Consider the following 16,684-nt stretch of genomic DNA (forward strand, 5'->3'; position numbering starts at 1 on the left):
GGCATCCGTCAGTTCAGAGCCGGCTCGAACTCGAGCGGTACGTCGATGCCGTCCTCGTCGCCGGTGTACTCCGCCGTCGCGACGTGGGTCGCGCCGTCGACGACGAGCTCGACACGGTAGGTGAACGGGAAGTCGCCGAGCCGCGCGGCGGCGAGAGCCTCGGAATCGGGCTCGTCGAAGAACAGCCATCCGGCGCCGGGGCAATGCTCGGCGGGGCGTGCCTCGAAGGTGCGCGACTTGCCGTTCGCGGCCGTGACCGTGATGGTCGCGGAGTACTCGGCGGGCGTCTGCGCGAGATTCGCGACCGAGAGCTCGAGGCCGTACGAGTCGGGCTCCCCGTCGTGGTTCACGACGAGCACGAGCGAGGCCTCGGGTTCGGGCAGCGGCGCGTCGGCGGTCGTCGTCCAGCGGAGCGACGCGAACATGTCTCCGGAACCGCCCGGCGGAGCCAAGACGTCGCCGCCACCCTGGGATGCGAACAGGTCGACGGTGTAATCATCGGCCGGACCCTGCGGCGTCACCCGCCACCAGCCGCCGCCGAGGTCTTCGGTCTTCGCGTCGAGGGTGCGGCTGTCGCACGTGTATCGCTCGCCGCTCACCTGGACGGCGGTGAGGAGGTCGAAGTCCGGGATGAAGACGAGCACGTCATCGGGCGACCCGATCGACGGCGGGTCGAGGTCGATGCCGTCGGCGCATCCGCTGTTCCAGCACCAGCCCGCGGCCGCTATGCGCAGTTCCGTCGAGTCGTAGCGCACGACGAACGGCGGCGGGCCCTGCTGCGAGAGCCGGCCGTGGTCGAGCGTCTCGGTCGGCGTGGGGAGCGGCACCGGCGGGTCGGTCGAGGGCTGCTGCCCCGCTGGGCCGCATCCGATGAGGGTGCCGCACAGCAGCGCGCTGCCCGTGAGCGCGAGGACCGCGGCGATGCGTCGGCGCACGAGGACCTCCCTGCCCTGTCACCCGAGAGGTGTCGGGCGTGCGCCGATCGTCTCACGCGGGCGTCGACGACGCGCGCTCCTTCCACCGCGACCAGATCTTGATCCAGCGGCGAGCGACCTTCTCGCGCGGGATGAGCCACTCGGCCGGCGCAGTCGGCAGTTCGTAGCCCAACCACTCCATCAGGAAGTCCACGGGGATCCACGATTGACCCCGTGGCTGGCTGCGGCTGGAGATCTCCTGCTGAAGCGTCCTCAGTGCGGAGTCATCCGAAGACGCGAACGCGAGCGCACATCGAACCAGGGCTTCACGAAACCCCAGATGACCGTCGTTTCGTGATCTGTCTACGCCGACAAGCCAGCGGAGGTCAGCGTCGCCCACGGCACCCTTCTTGAGCGCCTTGGCCACGATCGCGTCTCGCTGGGCGATGTCGTGTCCGGCGCTGGCCGCCCGGAGATGAAGCGATTCGATCTGCGATTCGGATACATCGCCATCAACCAGCGCCGCCCAGCGCCACGCGAACCCCTCGTCCTCGAGCCTGTCCTTGATCCCAGCCGTCGTGTCTGGCCGGGTGGCCGCCTCTCTGAGGATGCGCACGCGCTCGGCGGGCTTGCCGTGTGCCGCGTCGATGCGCGCGCGCACGCCCCTGTGCCGTTTCGGTGACAACTCGGGAACTGCATCCAATGCCTGTCCAAACCGTCGCGCCACGACAAGCCGCAGGGCGCGGTGGTGTCGGACGAACTCATTTTCGGGTTTCCGCGCGATCAACTCGTCGAATGTGCTCAGGGCGCGGTCCCAGTCGGCCGCGCTCGCATACGCGTACGCAAGGTGGCGGCCGGCGATCCATGACATGTGGGAACTCGAGTCGAACAGCGACCGGAGTATGGCCGTCCGAACGGAGTGTGGTGTCGAATCGGACTTCGCCTCGATGAAGCGGAGGATGTCGGAGCCTCGGGCTGTCTGTGCTCGCGCGGGCACGAAGGGCCGCAGTCCGGCGATCGACGGCCCCTTGATCACGGCTTCCGTGAGCCAGTCTGCATAGCCGGGCGCGGTCGCCTGTTCAACTCTTGCCTCGGTTGCGCAGAGCACGGTGATGGCCATTCCGACGATCTGCAGCAGCTCGCCCGCGACGCCGGCTGCCTCCGCTCCGTTCTCCGCAGCGAAAGCGAGATCGTAGCGGCGGCGCGCATCGTCGAACTCCGTCTTCGAATGTGAGATGGCGCGGGTCCCGGCGTCGACCCAATCAGCCTCCGCCCACCCGCCTCTGCTTCCGTGTCCCGCCCCGCGGATCGCGTCTCGCACCCGATCATGCATCGTGAATCGTCCAGGATTCTCGATCACCGGGGTGAACAAGGGTCGAGCTAGTGCGCGCGCTGCCGCCCCGTGCGTAACGCTCGCGGTCGCCGCCACGAGTGCCGGTGTGCATTCGGGGAAGAGCGCCGCTGCGCGGATGGCGGCCTGTTCGTCCTCGGCAGTGACATCTCGCAAGAGTCGGAGAACGAGGTCATCGAGGCTTCCGGTGACGGCCTCAGCGGTGATCTCGAGGCCGTTTCTGTTTCTTTCGATCGCTGATTCCTTCGCAAGCCGGATGTACTCCGGAAGCCCTCCGGATTGATCGGCGATCTCTTCCAGCACATCGTCGCTGACCGGGAGGTCGAGGCTTTCCCGAATGCGCTGCAGCAGCGATCGTCGGTCTCTCTCCGACAAAAGCTCGAGCGCGTGTTGCCGAGGTTCGTCCACGGCGCCCTGAACGAGGAGGGGCCAGGTGCGAGGCCCGCGGTGTGGAAGCCACCGGCCCGACAGGTCCCACCATCGGAGCCGGTCGCGGCCGGTGATCACGAAGAGAACGTGCGGCATCGCGTACGCGACCTGGTTGAGAAGAGCCTCGCCCTCCGCGTTCCCGAGATCGCCGACTCGCTCGAACGTATCGATGAAGACCACGACGAGCGGAGTCGGTCCTTGCCAGCTGGCGATCTCATAGTCCAAGAGGGACGCAAGAAGCCCGAGCAGTTCAGGGCGAGGGTTGGACGGGCTCGGCTCGGTCGCGCATCGGATGAAGAGGTCGTCATAGCCGACTGGCGGATCGATCGCCAAGCGCCTGCGGAACCTCGACGAGATAGCATCGGCGAGCCACGTCGTCACGACCGCGCCGATGCTCGTTGCCGTGCTCGGGTTGTCGAAGTCCTCGGGGATGCGGTCCTCCGTAAGAGCGGAGAGTATGGCGATCGTCGGCGCCGCGAAGGCAACGCCGCTCTCGCTGCCGATCACCGGGAGCGGAGCAAGTGGGTGCGTCGCTGCCCAGTACGCGGCGAACGCAACATCGAAGAGAGGCCAGCGCTCCTTGAGCCGCCCGAGTTGGATCCGCATCTCGGCAAGCCGCTCCGCGCCGTCGATGTGCCCTTGGGCGTTGTGAAGGTCGATACGAACGGTGGCGTCGACTTTCGTCGCCGGCGGAGCCCCCCACCCGACGGATGGATTCAGGGAACGCCCGACCCACTCTTCGAGTCGCTGCGAGAGTGCCGACTTGCCGATTCCACCCATGCCGTGGAACACCAGGACGTTTCGGCCTCGCGGTGACTCGCCTGCCTCCTGATCGAGTCTGCGCCGATGAGCAGCGAGCGATGCATCGAATGCCTCCGATTCCTCAACGCGATCCGTGAAGAGCGACGAGAGCTCGATGTTGCGCACTGAATCCGGCGCGTCGAACAGATGCATAGATCAGCCCCCAGACGGATTGAGTCGGCATCCCCACGCCGACATCCATATGCTGTCGCATACAACGACTCCGCCGCCGCAACACGCGGAACGCCCCATTCGGCATGCTCTGCGCCGGGGCGTCTTCACAGGCGCGGCCGCTACGCTGGCACGGTCGGCTCTGGACACCGCGACGATCTCGCGGGTGGGTTTGTGAGTCCAAGGGGCCGATGGTGAGCGCCGCTCGGCGCACATGACCATCACATGAATGGCCCCGGCCGACGGATGTCCGGGATGCCCGCGCGCGGGCGCTGTTCTCGTGCGAGAGAACCCAGAAGGACACTCCCATGCCCAAGAGCAAGAAGCCCTCCGGCGGCCGCGCCGCGAAGAACTTCGACCCGCGCTACGGCGCGAAGACGAAGTACCAGGACCGCAAGCGCCGTCCGGGCGAGTCGTCGGCCGGCAAGCCCGGAAGCAAGAGCCCGTCGCACCGCGGGTACCGAGCCGAGACGGATGCCGCGCCCAAGCGCCGCTGGACTGGGCAGGAGAAGGCGGGGCGTGACGCCGCCCGCGGCATCCGCACCCACGCACACGGCGACCGCCCCCGGTACTCGGGCGAGCGCACCGACCGCCCCCGGTACTCGGGCGAGCGCACCGACCGCCCCCGCTACTCGGGCGAGCGCACCGACCGCCCCCGCGAGGAGCGCTCCTCCCGGTCCCTGAGCGAGCGCAGCGAGGCGAAGGGTCGCACCGCTTCGTCTCGCGGCTACGCCGCTCGCTCGGCGTCCGGTGACTCTCGCGGCTACGCCGCTCGCTCGGCGTCCGACCAGCACGCCGACGTCGTGCACGAGCGCCTGCAGGCTCAGGCCGTGCAGGCGGAGGCCGTCGCCGATGTGACGTTCGCGAGCCTGGGTCTCGGCGACAACATCGTCGGCACGCTCGCCGACCTCGGCGCTGAGGCGCCGTTCCCGATCCAGGCCGCCACGATCACGCCGATCATCGAGGGCCGCGACGTCCTCGCGCGCGGTCGCACCGGCTCGGGCAAGACGATCGCGTTCGGCGCTCCGCTCGTCGAGTCGATCCTGCGCTCGCAGGCCGGCAAGAAGCGCGAGTTCGGTCGCGCGCCGAAGGCGCTCATCCTCGCACCGACGCGCGAGCTCGCGCTGCAGATCGATCGCACGATCCAGCCGATCGCACGCAGTGTGGGCCTGTTCACGACGCAGATCTACGGCGGCGTCCCGCAGGGTCGCCAGGTCGGCGCGCTCAAGAAGGGCGTCGACATCGTGATCGGCACGCCCGGACGCATCGAGGACCTCGTGGAGCAGGGCAAGCTCGACCTTTCCGGCATCCGCATCGCCGTGCTCGACGAAGCCGACCACATGTGCGAGCTCGGGTTCCTCGAGCCCGTGCAGCGCATCCTGCGCCTGACCGCCGACGACTCGCAGAAGCTCCTGTTCTCGGCGACCCTCGACCGCGAGGTCGCCGCGCTCGTGGACGAGTTCCTCGTCGAGCCGGCCGTGTTCGAGGTCGCCGGTGAGGACCAGGATTCCGGCACGATCGACCACCGCGTGCTCGTGATCGACCACCGCGACAAGCCCGAGATCCTCGCGTCGCTCGTGGATCGCGAGGGCAAGACGCTCGTCTTCACGCGCACGCGCGCCTACGCCGAGATGCTCGCCGAGCAGTTCGACGACGCCGGCATCCGCGCTCTCGCCCTCCACGGCGATCTCAACCAGGCCAAGCGCACGCGCAACCTCGAGCGCCTCACGTCGGGTCGCGTGCAGGTGCTCGTGGCGACGGATGTCGCGGCGCGCGGCATCCACGTCGACGACATCGACCTCGTCGTGCAGGCCGACGCCCCGGACGAGTACAAGACGTACCTGCACCGCTCCGGCCGCACCGGTCGTGCGGGCCGGGCGGGCACCGTCGTGACGCTCATCCCGCGTCAGCGCCGCCGCCGCATGGCCGAGCTGCTCGACCGTGCCGAGATCGACGCGCCGTTCGACGAGGTGCGTCCGGGTGACGACCTGCTCGAGGAGCTGTCCGGCCGTCAGGTGAACCCGGTCGCCTGACCCGCGCCCGCGCGCTTTCTCCCGCGAACGCACGGCTTGCCGCCGAGTGCACGGCTTTGCGGTGCGTCCACGCCGTGCACTCGGCGCGAGGCCGTGCATACGACCTAGGTCGTACAGACCTCAGGAGCCGGATGCCGCTCCGGCCAGCGCTTCGAGGCGCTCGGCCGCGCGCCGCGCTCCGCCGCCAGCCTCGAGCTGAGCCGCGACGCGGGCCGCGGCATCCGCGAATTCTCGCTCGCGCAGCACGCGGTCGACCGCTTCGGCGATCGCGGCGGACGTCGGCGTGCCCGTCTTGAGGTTCACGCCCGCGCCGGACCAGGCGACACGGGCGGCGATCTCGGGCTTGTCGAGGTCGCCGCCGCCGATCACCAGCGGGATGCCGTGGGCGAGCGCGGCGAGCGTCCCTCCCCACCCGCCGTTGGTGACGATGGCGTCGACGTGCGACAGCAGCGCGTCGTACGGCAGGAAGCCGGCGACGCGCACGTTCGACGGCACGGCGAACGGCAGCTCGTCGGCTCCGCGGCGACCGGTCGCGACGACGACCAGCAGGTCACGGTCGGCGAGCGCCTCGATCGTGGGGCGGATGAGGTCGCTCGGGTCGATGTTCTGCGTCCCCTGCGTGACGTGCACGACGGTGCGATCATGCAGGTCCTGCCACCATTCGGGCAGCGCGTCCTTGCGCGGCGTCGCCGCGAGCCGCCCGATGAAGTCGAGGTGCGCCGGCCGATCCGGACGCTCGTAATCGAGGAGGGGAGCGCCGCTCGCGAGGATCAGGTGCGGCGAGAACATCACCTCGTCGAAGATCGCCTTCGACGGAGGCAGCGTCGCTTCGGCGCGGGCACGGGCGAGCGGTTTGCGCAGCGGGGTTGCCAGGAGGGGACGGATGCCGCGCAGCGCCGCATCCCGAGCCCGGCCGAGCAGCCCGCGACCGGGGGCGATCCCGAGGCCGCTCGGCGGCCCGTGGCGGCTCGGAAGGTTGAGGGGGAGGACCGCGACCGTCGCCCACGGGGCATCCGTCTTCTCTGCTGTGAACGCACCACCGCACGATGTGTCGTCGATGACGAGGGCGTCCCACGGCTGTTCGTCCCATGCCTCGAGCAGATCCGTCACCTGCGCCGGCGCTGTCGCGATGAACCCGTCGGTGAGGTTCACCATCACCTGACGCACGCCCTTCTTGCCGATGAGCCGCGGAAAGGTCTTTGTGAGGTCGTTCTCGTCGAAGTCGGGCGCCTCGCGCCACGGAACGAAGGCGGCGCCGGATGCCTCGACCCGCTCGCGGAACGCGGAGCCCGTGTAGAAGCGCACGTCGTGCCCGCGCTCGACGAGCGACTCGGCAACGGCCAGCATCGGGATCACGTGGCCGGTGAAGGGCATCGCGGCGAGCATGAAGCGGGCCATGCCGACATCGTCGCGTATCGGGGCGCTCGGCGGGAGGCCGCTCAGCTCGCGCTCGTCGACACGCCGATCGTCTCGACGAGGGCGGCGTCGCCCCCGAGGGCGATCAGTCGTGTGCGGGCCGCGCGCGCGGCGCGGTCGTAGGGCTCGACGCTCGAGTACATGAGGGAGCGCGTGTTGGCGGCCTCGAGGAACGACACGAGCTCGAACGTGAGCTGTCGAGCGTCGTCCAGCAGCGGGAGCTCGCCGGCGTCGATCGCGCGCTGGATCGAGATGGTGAGATAGTCCTCCCACTCGCTCGACGCCGCGACGACGGCGTCACGCACCGGTCCCGGCTTCGAGTCGAACTCGACGGACGCAGCGGCGAAGAAGCATCCGCCCGTGAAGACGCGCTTGTCGGAGTAGTCGAGCCATTCGCAGATCAGTGCGCACACACGCGACAGTCCGCGCTCGGACTTCTCGCGCGCCGGTTCGACGACCTCGTCGATGAACACCTGGCGGGCGGCCTCGACAGTCGCCAGCTGCAGCTGCTCCTTCGACCCGAAAAGCGTGGCGACGCCGCTCTTGCTGTGGCGTGCCGCTTCGGCGAGCCGGCCGATCGTGAGTCCCTCGAGCCCTTCGACGGACGCCGTGTCGATCGCGTGCGCGAGGATCGCGCGTCGGGATTCGTCGCCGCGCGCCCTGCGTCCGTCGGGTCGCTGATCTCGCACTTGTGCCACAGGTCCAGGTTAGCGTACGATCGTGCGTTATTAGACCGAACGATCGTACGTATAGATAGGACGGACACGTGACGACGATTCAGGAACGAGTGATCGGCGGCAGCATCCGCACCGTGGGTGCGTTCTCACCGCGAGCGGGCGCGGCGCTCGCGCTGCCCGTGTTCATGTCCGTCGGTCGGGGTCAGCGCCTGGCCGAGGATGCGATCCCCACGATGGAGCTCGCCCGCAGGTCGACGGTCCGCATCGACGGCCTCGCCCGGAAGGGCATCGACGTGCGCGTGTACGAGTGGGGGAACGGGGCTGACGTCGTCGTGCTGGCACACGGGTGGCGCGGGCGGGCGTCGCAGTTCGCCACGCTCGTGCGCGACCTCGTGTTCGAGGGCTTCCGTGTCGTCGCGTTCGACGCGCCCGGTCATGGCGAGACGCCCGGTCGCGCGACCTATCTCTTCGACTGGACCGACACGCTCGTCGAGCTGCAGCGCAAGTACGGGCTGCTCCACGCCATCGTCGGGCACTCGTTCGGCGCGCTCGCGGCCCTCGTCGCCGTCTCGGGAGGCGTTGCGACCCGACGCGTCGTGACGGTCGCCGCGCCGGCGGACGCCGATACGCTGCTGTCGCAGTTCAGCGGGCTTGTCGGGTTCGGGCACACGACCGCCGCCGCGCTGCGGGCCCGGTTCGCCGCAAGGTTCTTCCCGGGCGAAGAGGACCCGTTCCCGCGGATCTCGGCGGCCGAGCAGCCTGTGCCCGAGTCGACGGAGCTGCTCGTGCTCCACGATCGTGCGGACCGCGTCGTGCCCATCTCCGACCTCGATCGCCTCGCGGCCGCCAACCCGCACGCGCGCGTCGTGGTCACGGAGGGCCTCGGCCACAACCGGATCCTCGCCGCGGACCGGTTCCTCGACGAGACCGTCGATTTCCTGGTCAAGCCCTCGTCGGAGCACTTCGGGTAGGGCGCCGCCGCCGGCTCAGAAGAGCCGCGACGCCGCGGCTTCCGCCCGCATTCCCCGCGAGGTCGTCACGACGGTCGACCGCGCCGCGAGTCCGGAGACGGGCCCGCGGCGCGGACCGTCCTCTTCGCCCTCGCCGTCGAGCCCGTGCACCCGCATGAGCGGTCGCACGCGCTTCGCGAGCCACGAGCGGTATGCCTTCGAGGCGTACGCGGTCGCCCCCGGGTACAGCCCGCGGTACGACGAGACGAGCTCCGGATGCTCCCGCTCCAGCCACTGCATGAACCACTGCTTCGCCCCGGGGCGCAGGTGGAGAGCGCCGTAGACGACGCGGTGCGCGCCCGCCTCCTTGATGCGCGTCAGCGCGTGGTCGATCGCTGGGATCGAATCGGTCAGGTGAGGGATGATCGGCATGAGGAAGACCGTCACCCGGAAGCCGGCCTCGGCCGCCGCGCGCACTGTCTCGAGCCGCGCGGTCGCGGTGGGGGCGCCGGGCTCGATCGACTTCTGCAGGGCATCGTCGAACACCGCGATCGAGGTGGAGATCGTCACACGCACGGAGGACGCGGCATCCGTCAGCAGCGGAAGATCCCGCCGGATCATCGTCCCCTTCGTGAGGATCGAGAACGGGGTGCCCGACTCGGCGAGCGCTGAGATGATGCCGGGCATGAGGCGGTAGCGGCCCTCGGCGCGCTGGTAAGGGTCGGTGTTCGTGCCGAGTGCGACCGGCTCGTGCTCCCACGACCCGCGCGCGAGCTCCTTGCGCAGCACGTCGACGACGTTCACCTTCACGACGATCTGCGAGTCGAAGTCGTGCCCGGCGTCGAGCTCGAGGTACTCGTGCGTGCCGCGCGCGAAGCAGTTGTGGCTGACGACGCCGTTCGCGATGAAGTCGCCGGTGCCCGTAGTGATGTCGACCATGTCGATCTCGTGTCCGAGGTCTTCGATGCTCACGACGCGCAGGTCGGCGGCCGTCTTGACCGCTGTGCCGGCGATGGCGAGCTTTCGCGTGATCGCCGGCTCCGTCAGCCGGAAGAACCGCTGCCTCTCGGGAAGGCCGCCCGAGACGCGGATCGTGCGGACGCCGTTCGATCGCGCGGGCTCGGTGACGTGTGGGATATGGTGCACGTCGAGCGCCTCGTGGATGAGCCGCAGCGTCTCGGAATCCTTGTTGCTGATGCGGAGCACACCGCCCGAGCAGGAGCCCTCGGCGTCGAAGACACCCGCGAGAAAGCCGGCGTGCCACTCCGACGTGCGGAGCACGGGGACCGAGGTGACTCGCGCGATCGCCTCGACGTCGGCGCGTCGAGCGGTGTGGATGGCAGTCATCGCGCGACGCGTCTCCGTCGCGCCGACGAAGGGGCGCGTGACGGTCGGAATCCCCTCAGCGTCGAGAAGCATGCGCGTGCGATCCAACGCCTCATCGTCCGCGAGAGCCAGCCGGAACCTGTGCACGCTCGTCGTTCGGTCGCCGTACGTGCAGGTGCCGTGGAAGAGCATGCCGTCGCCCCGAATCATGCCCGTGAGGTAACCGCGCCGATACTCACCCTGCATGAACGGGCCCAGCCGAGTCCGCCCGCCCAGACCGAAGCCCAGGAGCCGGTCGCTCGTCGTCAGGTATGGCCGTTGCTCGGGCCCGCTCATCGCTCCGCGCACGTGCTTCCAGCCGCGCTCCGTGAGGAATCGGTGGTCGGCGCTGGCGACGAGCTGAGTGCCGTCGGCGAGCGTGACCCGGAACGCGCGCTTGCGCGTGGCCCACTTCGCCTTCACGCGCGTCGTGACGTAGTGCCGGTAGTCACCCCGCTTCTCCGAGCCGACGATCTCCTGGCCGATCGAGAGCTCGTCTATGCGACGCTGACGGCCGTCGGCGCACAGTACGAGGGTGTCGGCGCTTACGCAGTATGTGCACGCATGAGAGCAGCCCCGGTAGGGGTTGATGGTCCAGTCGAACGGCACGGCCGATGAGCTCGGCACGTGGTTGAGCGCCGACTTGCACAGCACCTCGTGGAACGTCATGCCGGCGAACTCCGGCGTCGTGACCGACTGCACGAAGCCGCCCAGGCGTTCCATGCCGGGGAGGGCCGAGGCATCCGCCGTCGCCAATTGCTGCCCTTGCCACCGCATGCGGACTATTCGAACAGAGATTCGAGGTAGAGTCAACCGACGCAGCGACGAATACCGAAGCGCATTCGAACGGATCGAACCTCTCCCGAGAATCATCGATGGAACTCGGTGCCATGATGTGCAAGACTCGATACCAGGCGCGCGCACACGCGAAGCCGTAGGACCTGGGCGTCCCACGAGGCCGCTCACTCGAAGACGAGAGGAGACGCGCATGGAGCGCAACATCTACGACGAGGACCACGAGGCGTTCCGCGACGTCGTCAAGGAGTTCGTCAAGCGCTACGCGACCGACGACAAGCGTCGGCAATGGGACGCCGACGGCGAGGTCGACCGTGCCACCATGCTCGCGGCGGGAGAGGCCGGCATCATCGGGCTCTCGGTGCCGGAGGAGTTCGGCGGTGCGGGAATGCTGCAGGACTACCGCTTCCGCTCGATCGTCCTCGAAGAGACCATCGGTGCCGGCCTCGGCTCGCTCGCGGGCGCGCTGGGCATCCAGGACGACCTGGCCGTGCCGTACATCGCGCACATGGGCACGCAGGAGCAGAAGGAGAAGTGGCTCCCCGGCATGGCGACCGGTGAGATCCTCGGCGCTCTCGCGATGACCGAGCCCGGCGCGGGCAGCGACCTGCGCGGCATCAAGACCACCGCCAAGCGGGTCGAGGGCGGGTACGTCGTCAACGGCGCCAAGACGTTCATCTCGAGCGGCAAGACCGCCGACATGGTCGTCACCTTCGTCAAGACCGGCGAGGGCACGCGCCCCGACGCCTTCAGCCTGCTCATCGTCGAGAACGGCATGGAGGGCTTCGACCACGGCAAGAAGCTCGAGAAGATGGGCTTCCACGGCTGGGACACCGCCGAGCTGTCGTTCACAGACGTCTTCGTCCCCGAAGAGAACCTCATCGGCGGCAAGGAAGGCCTCGGCTTCATCCAGCTCATGATGAACCTGCCCCTCGAGCGCCTCTCGATCGGCGTCGCGGCCGCGGCCGCGGGCGAGGCCGCGTACGTCTGGACCCGCGACTACACCCTCAGCCGTGAGGCTTTCGGCGAGCGCATCGCCGACTTCCAGAACACGCGCTTCAAGCTCGCCGACATGGCGACGACCGTCGACGTCATGTGGGCGTATGTGGACCGCGCGATGATGCTCTACAAAGACAAGAAGCTCACCGCCGAAGAGGCCGCCAAGGTCAAGTTCTGGGCGACCGATCGCGAATGGGAACTGCTCGACATCGGCGTGCAGCTGCACGGCGGCTACGGCTACATCACCGAGTACCCGATCGCTCGCGCGTTCCTCGACGCCCGCGTCCACCGCATCTACGGCGGCACGAACGAGATCATGCGCGACATCGTCAGCCGCGAGATCGTCGGCAAGCGCTGAGCTCACCGAGACCAGAGACGGATGCCGCGGCCACCCCTCGGGGGAGGGGGCGCGGGCGCGGCATCCGTCTCTATCTCTCGAGGAGTGACCGCCGGACGGCGACCGATGCGATCAGCCGTCGAGCACCGCGCGCAGCGCCTCGACGCCTTCGAGCTCGACCGGCGCACCGAGCAGCGAGGCGTTGCGGTCGCGCACCTCGAGCCAGCGCTCGCGCGTCATGAGGTAGTTGCGGTGGGCGACGGCCGCGCCCTCGCGGGCGACGGTCACCACGCCGTTGTGGAGATACCCGACCCTGCGCGAGACGGCGCTCGACGCCGGGTTGTCGACGAACGCGCCCGACGTCGCCTCGAGCGCGCCGAGTCCGTCGAAGAGCAGCTCGAGCATGAGCACGCGCATGCGGGTTCCGATGCCGTGGCCCTGATGCTCGCGGCCGAGCCACGATCCCGTCTGCACCTTCCGCAGCACGCGCCAGTCGCTGCCGCTCGCGCCCTGCATCCCCGCCGGTGCACCGTCGACGAGGACGGCGAGGTCGAGGTGGAGCTCCTCCGGGCCGACGCGGGGGCGGATGCTCCAGTGGTACGAGACGACCGATCGCGCGACCTCGTCCGGCGTCCCGCGCGTCCACGGGACCGCGAAGGGCATCCGGTCCTCGTCGTGGATTCCGCGCGCGGCGACATCCGCGAGGGCGACGAGCAGCTCGTCGTCGGCCCAGCGGAGCTCGAGGTCGCCGGCTCGCGCTCGGACGCCCGTGGCGGGCCAGATGCGGGCGAGGTCGGCGGAGGTCACGCGCGCAAGTATGGCGGATCGTCGCGGTCGTCGTGGTCGCAGGGGGTCGAGATTGCGCGGATGACGGCATCCGGATCATCTCGGCCGCGGTTCGCGCAATCTCGACCGGGGATGGGGCGGGGGTGGGGCGGGCCCGGGGCCGGGGGTGGCGGTCACGCGAGCCCCCAGGGGAAGAAGATCCAGAGCACGATGGCGGATGCCACCCAGAACGCGATGAGGAAGACCGTGTCACGCGCGCGGAACGGTACGAGGTGGCGCTCCGTGCGGTCGGGATAGGCGCCGAACGCGCGCGCGTCCATCGCGAGGGCGACGCGCTCGGCGTGGCGGATCGCACCCGCGAGCAGCGGCACGATGTATCCCGCCCAGCGCGCGACGGCGGTGAACGGACCGCGGCCGCCGTGTGCTCCGCGCACGCGGTGCGCCTGCCGGATGATCTCGAGCTCATGCCGGAACCGCGGCACGAAGCGGAACGCCGCGAGCGCCGTGTACCCGATGCGGTACGGAACGCGCAGCTGCTGCACGGTCGCGCGCACGAGGTCGGGTCCGGTCGTGCTGAGTCCCGCGATGAACGCGAGCACGACGATCGCGGCGATGCGCAGTCCCGTCGCGACGCCGATCTCGAGGGCGCCGCGGTAGAGGGTCCACGCGCCGAGCTGCACGACCGGGGAGGTGTCGGCGACCAGCGCCGCGTCGGTCCACAGCGCGAACCCGAGGGCGATGACGGCCCCGAACGCGGGCACGCCGAGGAGGAGCGCGGCGAGACCGCGCGTGAACCGCACGCCGATCAGCAGCACGACGGCCGTCAGCGCGATGAACGCGAGCGGCGTCTGCACGTCGCGCACGAAGATCAGCATCACCATCGCGGGCAACGGCGCGAAGATCTTCGCGAGCGGGTTGAGGTCGTACAGGAAGCGGACGGGCGAGTGCGAAACGGGACCGGCGTACGGGTCGACCACGGGAGCGGTGGGCGGGTCGGATGCGGCGGCTGCGGCATCCGTCAGCTCGAGACGTGACCGGTTGCTCATGCCGTGCCGCCCGGGAGGTCGGCGAGGCGCGCGATGCCCGCGAGCTCGGGGTGCGAGGTCAGTGCGTCGAACGCGCGGCGCAGGGGAGGGAGCCGAAGGCCCGCGCCGACGATCAGCTCGGAGTCGGCGAAGAGGTGCGCGGTGTCGCCCGCGGCCGCGACGCGACCCTCGCGCAGGATCACCGTGCGGTCGGCGTACTCGGTCACAAGCTGCATGTCGTGGGTGACGACGATGATCGTGGTGCCCTCGGCGTTGAGGTCGCGCAGGAGCGAGAGGAGCTCGTCGGCGCGAGCGCGGTCCTGTCCGAACGTCGGCTCGTCGAGCACGAGCAGCGGCGCACCGCCGTCAAGGGCGGCTCCGGCGAGGGCGGTCCCGACCGAGAGGCGGCGCTTCTGCCCGCCGGACAGGCGGAACGGATGCGTCGCCGCCTTGTCACGCAGGCCGAAGCGGTCGAGCAGTGCTTCCGTGCGGGCGCGCACCTCGTCGTCGGGGAGATGCCGCAGGCGGAGGCCGTGCGCGAGCTCGTCGAACACGGTGTGCGCGATGAACTGGTGCTCCGGGTTCTGGAACACGAACCCGACGCGGGCGGAGAGCGTGCGGCTGTCGGCGCGGCCCACGTCGAGGTCGCCGATGCGGACGGTTCCGCGCGGCGGACGCACGACGCCCGCGATCGCCTGCACCAGGGTCGTCTTGCCCGCTCCGTTCGCGCCGATTACCGCGACGAAGTCCCCCTTGCGGATGTCGAGCTCGATGTCGTGGAGCACGATCGAGCGCCCGCGGCGCAGCGTGAGGCCGCGGACCTCGACGAGAGCGCGCCGGGCGGGCGGTGCGTCTCGCTGCGCTCGCTCAGCGACCGGGGAGGGGGACTGCGCTCGCTCAGCGACCGGGGAGGGGGACTGCGCTCGCTCGGCATCCGGTGTCACCGCTGGCTCCGCGTCGAGCGCCGCGCGCAGCTCGTCCGGCGTGAGCGGCAGCGGGTCGAGGCGCAGCCCCGAACGCCGCAGCCGCAGCGCCGCGCGCGCCGACGTCGGAAGCCACACGCCCATCGCGTGCAGCTCGTCGGCTCGGCGGCGCAGCACGTCGTCGACCGAGCCGTCGGCCACGAGGCGTCCGTCGTGGTCGAGCACGATGACGCGGCCGACGAACTCCACCGCGGCGTCGAGGTTGTGCTCGATGAGCACGATCGCGCGGTCGCCCGCGCCGGCGAGCTCGCCGAGCGCGGCGTAGAACTCCTCGATGCCGTTCGGGTCGAGGTTCGCCGTCGGCTCGTCGAGAACGAGCAGCGACGATCCCATCGCGAGGGCGCACGCGATCGCGAGCCGTTGGCGGCCGCCGCCGGAGAGGCGGTCGGGGTTCGTGAAGCGGCGGTGCCACAGGCCGACGCGGCGCAGCGCCGACTCGGCACGTGCGAGCACCTCGTCGACGGGCAGCCGCAGGTTCTCCGGCCCGAATGCGACCTCGTCGAGCAGCGTCCCTGTGACCAGCTGCGTGTCGGGGTCCTGGAACACCATCGCGACGTGCGGGCTCAGGCGTGCGACGGGGTTCTCGACCGTGTCGAGCCCACCCACCTCGACCGTCCCGGCGACATCGGCCGGCACATCGTGGGGGATGAGGCCGTTCAGCGCGAGCGCGAGCGTCGACTTGCCGGAGCCGCTCGGACCGAGCACGAGGACGACCTCGCCCGCCGAGACCTCGAACGAGACGTGCGCCGGAGTGGGCTCGGGTGAGCCCTCGTACGTGACGGCCAGATCCTGCACGCGGAGGAGGGGCTGCGCCTTGTCGCGTCCGACCGCGCGCGCGGCGGACGCGTCGCGCTGGAGTGCGGTCACGGGTTCCCCTCAGGACGAGCCGGCAGAACCCAACTTAGTCCGGCCTTACCTAGCCCGCGACCGCGGTCGGGGCATCCGTCTCATCTCGTGAGCCGGCCGTGACGGATGCCGCGCTCAGCCGCGCACGCGAGGCGTGATGCCCGCGCGCCGCAGGCCCGCGCCGATCGCGAGACCGATCGCCGTCCAGACGACCGGACCGAGGACGGCGAGCACGAGGTACGTGATCTGCGCCCACAGCGGAAGCGTCGTCAGGTGCGCCGCGAACGCGACGACGACCGCGACGATCACGCCGATCACGAGCGCCGAGATGAAGTAGCGCCACGTCTTCCAGACGCGGTAGCGGGTGGCGGCGGCCACGAGCTCTTGAATGCCGCCGAACAGCACCGCCGTGCCGAGGAACCGGAAGGCCCACTGCGGCGCGATCGCGCTGGCGGCGAGGGCCGCGAGCACGTGCGTGATGAGCGCGACCCACGGCTGGCGGATGAGCGCCTGCGAGATGATCCCCGGGATGGCGTGCGCGCCGAGCACGAACCCGTAGACGATCGGGGCGGTTGCGAGGACGATGGGGGTGATCCAGCCTGCGATGCCGCCGACCACACCGGTCGCCACTCCGATCGCCGCGCACGTGAGCAGAATGCTCGTCGTCAGGGGGGATCGGTTGGACACTTGACGATCTTAGCGAGGCGGTCTCACAGGTTTTTCACTATCGGGGGTTCACTGGGATTCCGCTGTGAATTAGGTTGGGGCTGGCTGGAGCGTCGACGAAGACGTCTCAGCCCTACTGA

Annotated in this window: 12 protein-coding genes; 3 read left to right on the forward strand and 9 right to left on the reverse strand. The window is 69.9% G+C overall.

Annotation, left to right across the window (positions count from 1 at the left end; translation table 11 throughout):
* Nucleotides 1-8: 8 nt before the first annotated feature.
* Complete coding sequence (locus BJ991_RS03360) at nt 9-935, reverse strand: hypothetical protein (protein ID WP_179487449.1); 927 nt, start codon at nt 933-935, stop codon at nt 9-11.
* 52 nt (nt 936-987) lie between these two features.
* Nucleotides 988-3,648, reverse strand: a complete 2,661-nt coding sequence (locus tag BJ991_RS03365; RefSeq protein ID WP_179487451.1) for a tetratricopeptide repeat protein — start codon at nt 3,646-3,648, stop codon at nt 988-990.
* A gap of 326 nt (nt 3,649-3,974) precedes the next feature.
* On the opposite strand from BJ991_RS03365, the gene BJ991_RS03370 reads away from it, so the two are divergent.
* A complete protein-coding gene (locus BJ991_RS03370; protein ID WP_179487453.1) occupies nt 3,975-5,699 on the forward strand; it encodes a DEAD/DEAH box helicase in 1,725 nt (574 codons plus the stop codon).
* Nucleotides 5,700-5,819: 120 nt separating this feature from the next.
* On the opposite strand, the gene BJ991_RS03375 is transcribed toward BJ991_RS03370, so the two are convergent.
* A complete protein-coding gene (locus BJ991_RS03375; RefSeq protein WP_179487455.1) occupies nt 5,820-7,097 on the reverse strand; it encodes a glycosyltransferase in 1,278 nt (425 codons plus the stop codon).
* A 41-nt stretch (nt 7,098-7,138) separates the two neighbouring features.
* Nucleotides 7,139-7,813 carry a TetR/AcrR family transcriptional regulator gene (locus BJ991_RS03380; protein ID WP_343048634.1) on the reverse strand — a complete coding sequence of 225 codons (675 nt, stop codon included), beginning with the start codon at nt 7,811-7,813 and terminating at the stop codon, nt 7,139-7,141.
* A 68-nt stretch (nt 7,814-7,881) separates the two neighbouring features.
* Between BJ991_RS03380 and BJ991_RS03385 the strand changes: the two genes are divergently transcribed.
* Complete coding sequence (locus BJ991_RS03385) at nt 7,882-8,763, forward strand: alpha/beta fold hydrolase (RefSeq protein WP_179487457.1); 882 nt, start codon at nt 7,882-7,884, stop codon at nt 8,761-8,763.
* A 15-nt stretch (nt 8,764-8,778) separates the two neighbouring features.
* Here the strand turns inward: BJ991_RS03385 and BJ991_RS03390 are convergent, their stop codons facing one another.
* Nucleotides 8,779-10,884 carry an intein-containing Rv2578c family radical SAM protein gene (locus BJ991_RS03390; RefSeq protein WP_179487459.1) on the reverse strand — a complete coding sequence of 702 codons (2,106 nt, stop codon included), beginning with the start codon at nt 10,882-10,884 and terminating at the stop codon, nt 8,779-8,781.
* A gap of 211 nt (nt 10,885-11,095) precedes the next feature.
* Here BJ991_RS03390 and BJ991_RS03395 point away from each other — a divergent pair, with 211 nt between their 5' ends.
* On the forward strand, nt 11,096-12,259 hold the full coding sequence (locus BJ991_RS03395) for an acyl-CoA dehydrogenase family protein (RefSeq protein WP_179487461.1): 1,164 nt from the start codon (nt 11,096-11,098) through the stop codon (nt 12,257-12,259).
* Between the two features lie 111 nt (nt 12,260-12,370).
* Here BJ991_RS03395 and BJ991_RS03400 read toward each other — a convergent pair whose 3' ends face one another.
* From BJ991_RS03400 to BJ991_RS03415, 4 genes are all read right to left on the reverse strand, one after another.
* Nucleotides 12,371-13,045: a GNAT family N-acetyltransferase gene (locus tag BJ991_RS03400; RefSeq protein WP_179487463.1), complete on the reverse strand. Its 675-nt coding sequence runs from the start codon at nt 13,043-13,045 to the stop codon at nt 12,371-12,373.
* A 152-nt stretch (nt 13,046-13,197) separates the two neighbouring features.
* The gene (locus tag BJ991_RS03405) at nt 13,198-14,070 is read right to left on the reverse strand and encodes an energy-coupling factor transporter transmembrane component T (protein ID WP_179487465.1); all 873 of its coding nucleotides are present in this window, start codon (nt 14,068-14,070) and stop codon (nt 13,198-13,200) included.
* Nucleotides 14,067-15,899, reverse strand: a complete 1,833-nt coding sequence (locus tag BJ991_RS03410) for an energy-coupling factor transporter ATPase (RefSeq protein WP_179487467.1) — start codon at nt 15,897-15,899, stop codon at nt 14,067-14,069. The genes BJ991_RS03405 and BJ991_RS03410 overlap by 4 nt, the downstream gene beginning before the upstream one ends.
* A gap of 114 nt (nt 15,900-16,013) precedes the next feature.
* The gene (locus BJ991_RS03415) at nt 16,014-16,565 is read right to left on the reverse strand and encodes an ECF transporter S component (protein WP_179487469.1); all 552 of its coding nucleotides are present in this window, start codon (nt 16,563-16,565) and stop codon (nt 16,014-16,016) included.
* Nucleotides 16,566-16,684 lie beyond the last annotated feature (119 nt).

Origin of the sequence: Microbacterium immunditiarum, assembly GCF_013409785.1 — a bacterium.
GTDB lineage: Bacteria > Actinomycetota > Actinomycetes > Actinomycetales > Microbacteriaceae > Microbacterium > Microbacterium immunditiarum.

Excerpts from the sequence above, each read along its gene's own strand:
- BJ991_RS03365 (WP_179487451.1), bottom strand. The coding sequence starts at position 3,648 with ATGCATCTGTTCGACGCGCCGGATTCAGTGCGCAACATCGAGCTCTCG.
- BJ991_RS03370 (WP_179487453.1), top strand. The coding sequence starts at position 3,975 with ATGCCCAAGAGCAAGAAGCCCTCCGGCGGCCGCGCCGCGAAGAACTTC.
- BJ991_RS03375 (WP_179487455.1), bottom strand. The coding sequence starts at position 7,097 with ATGGCCCGCTTCATGCTCGCCGCGATGCCCTTCACCGGCCACGTGATC.
- BJ991_RS03390 (WP_179487459.1), bottom strand. The coding sequence starts at position 10,884 with ATGCGGTGGCAAGGGCAGCAATTGGCGACGGCGGATGCCTCGGCCCTC.
- BJ991_RS03395 (WP_179487461.1), top strand. The coding sequence starts at position 11,096 with ATGGAGCGCAACATCTACGACGAGGACCACGAGGCGTTCCGCGACGTC.
- BJ991_RS03405 (WP_179487465.1), bottom strand. The coding sequence starts at position 14,070 with ATGAGCAACCGGTCACGTCTCGAGCTGACGGATGCCGCAGCCGCCGCA.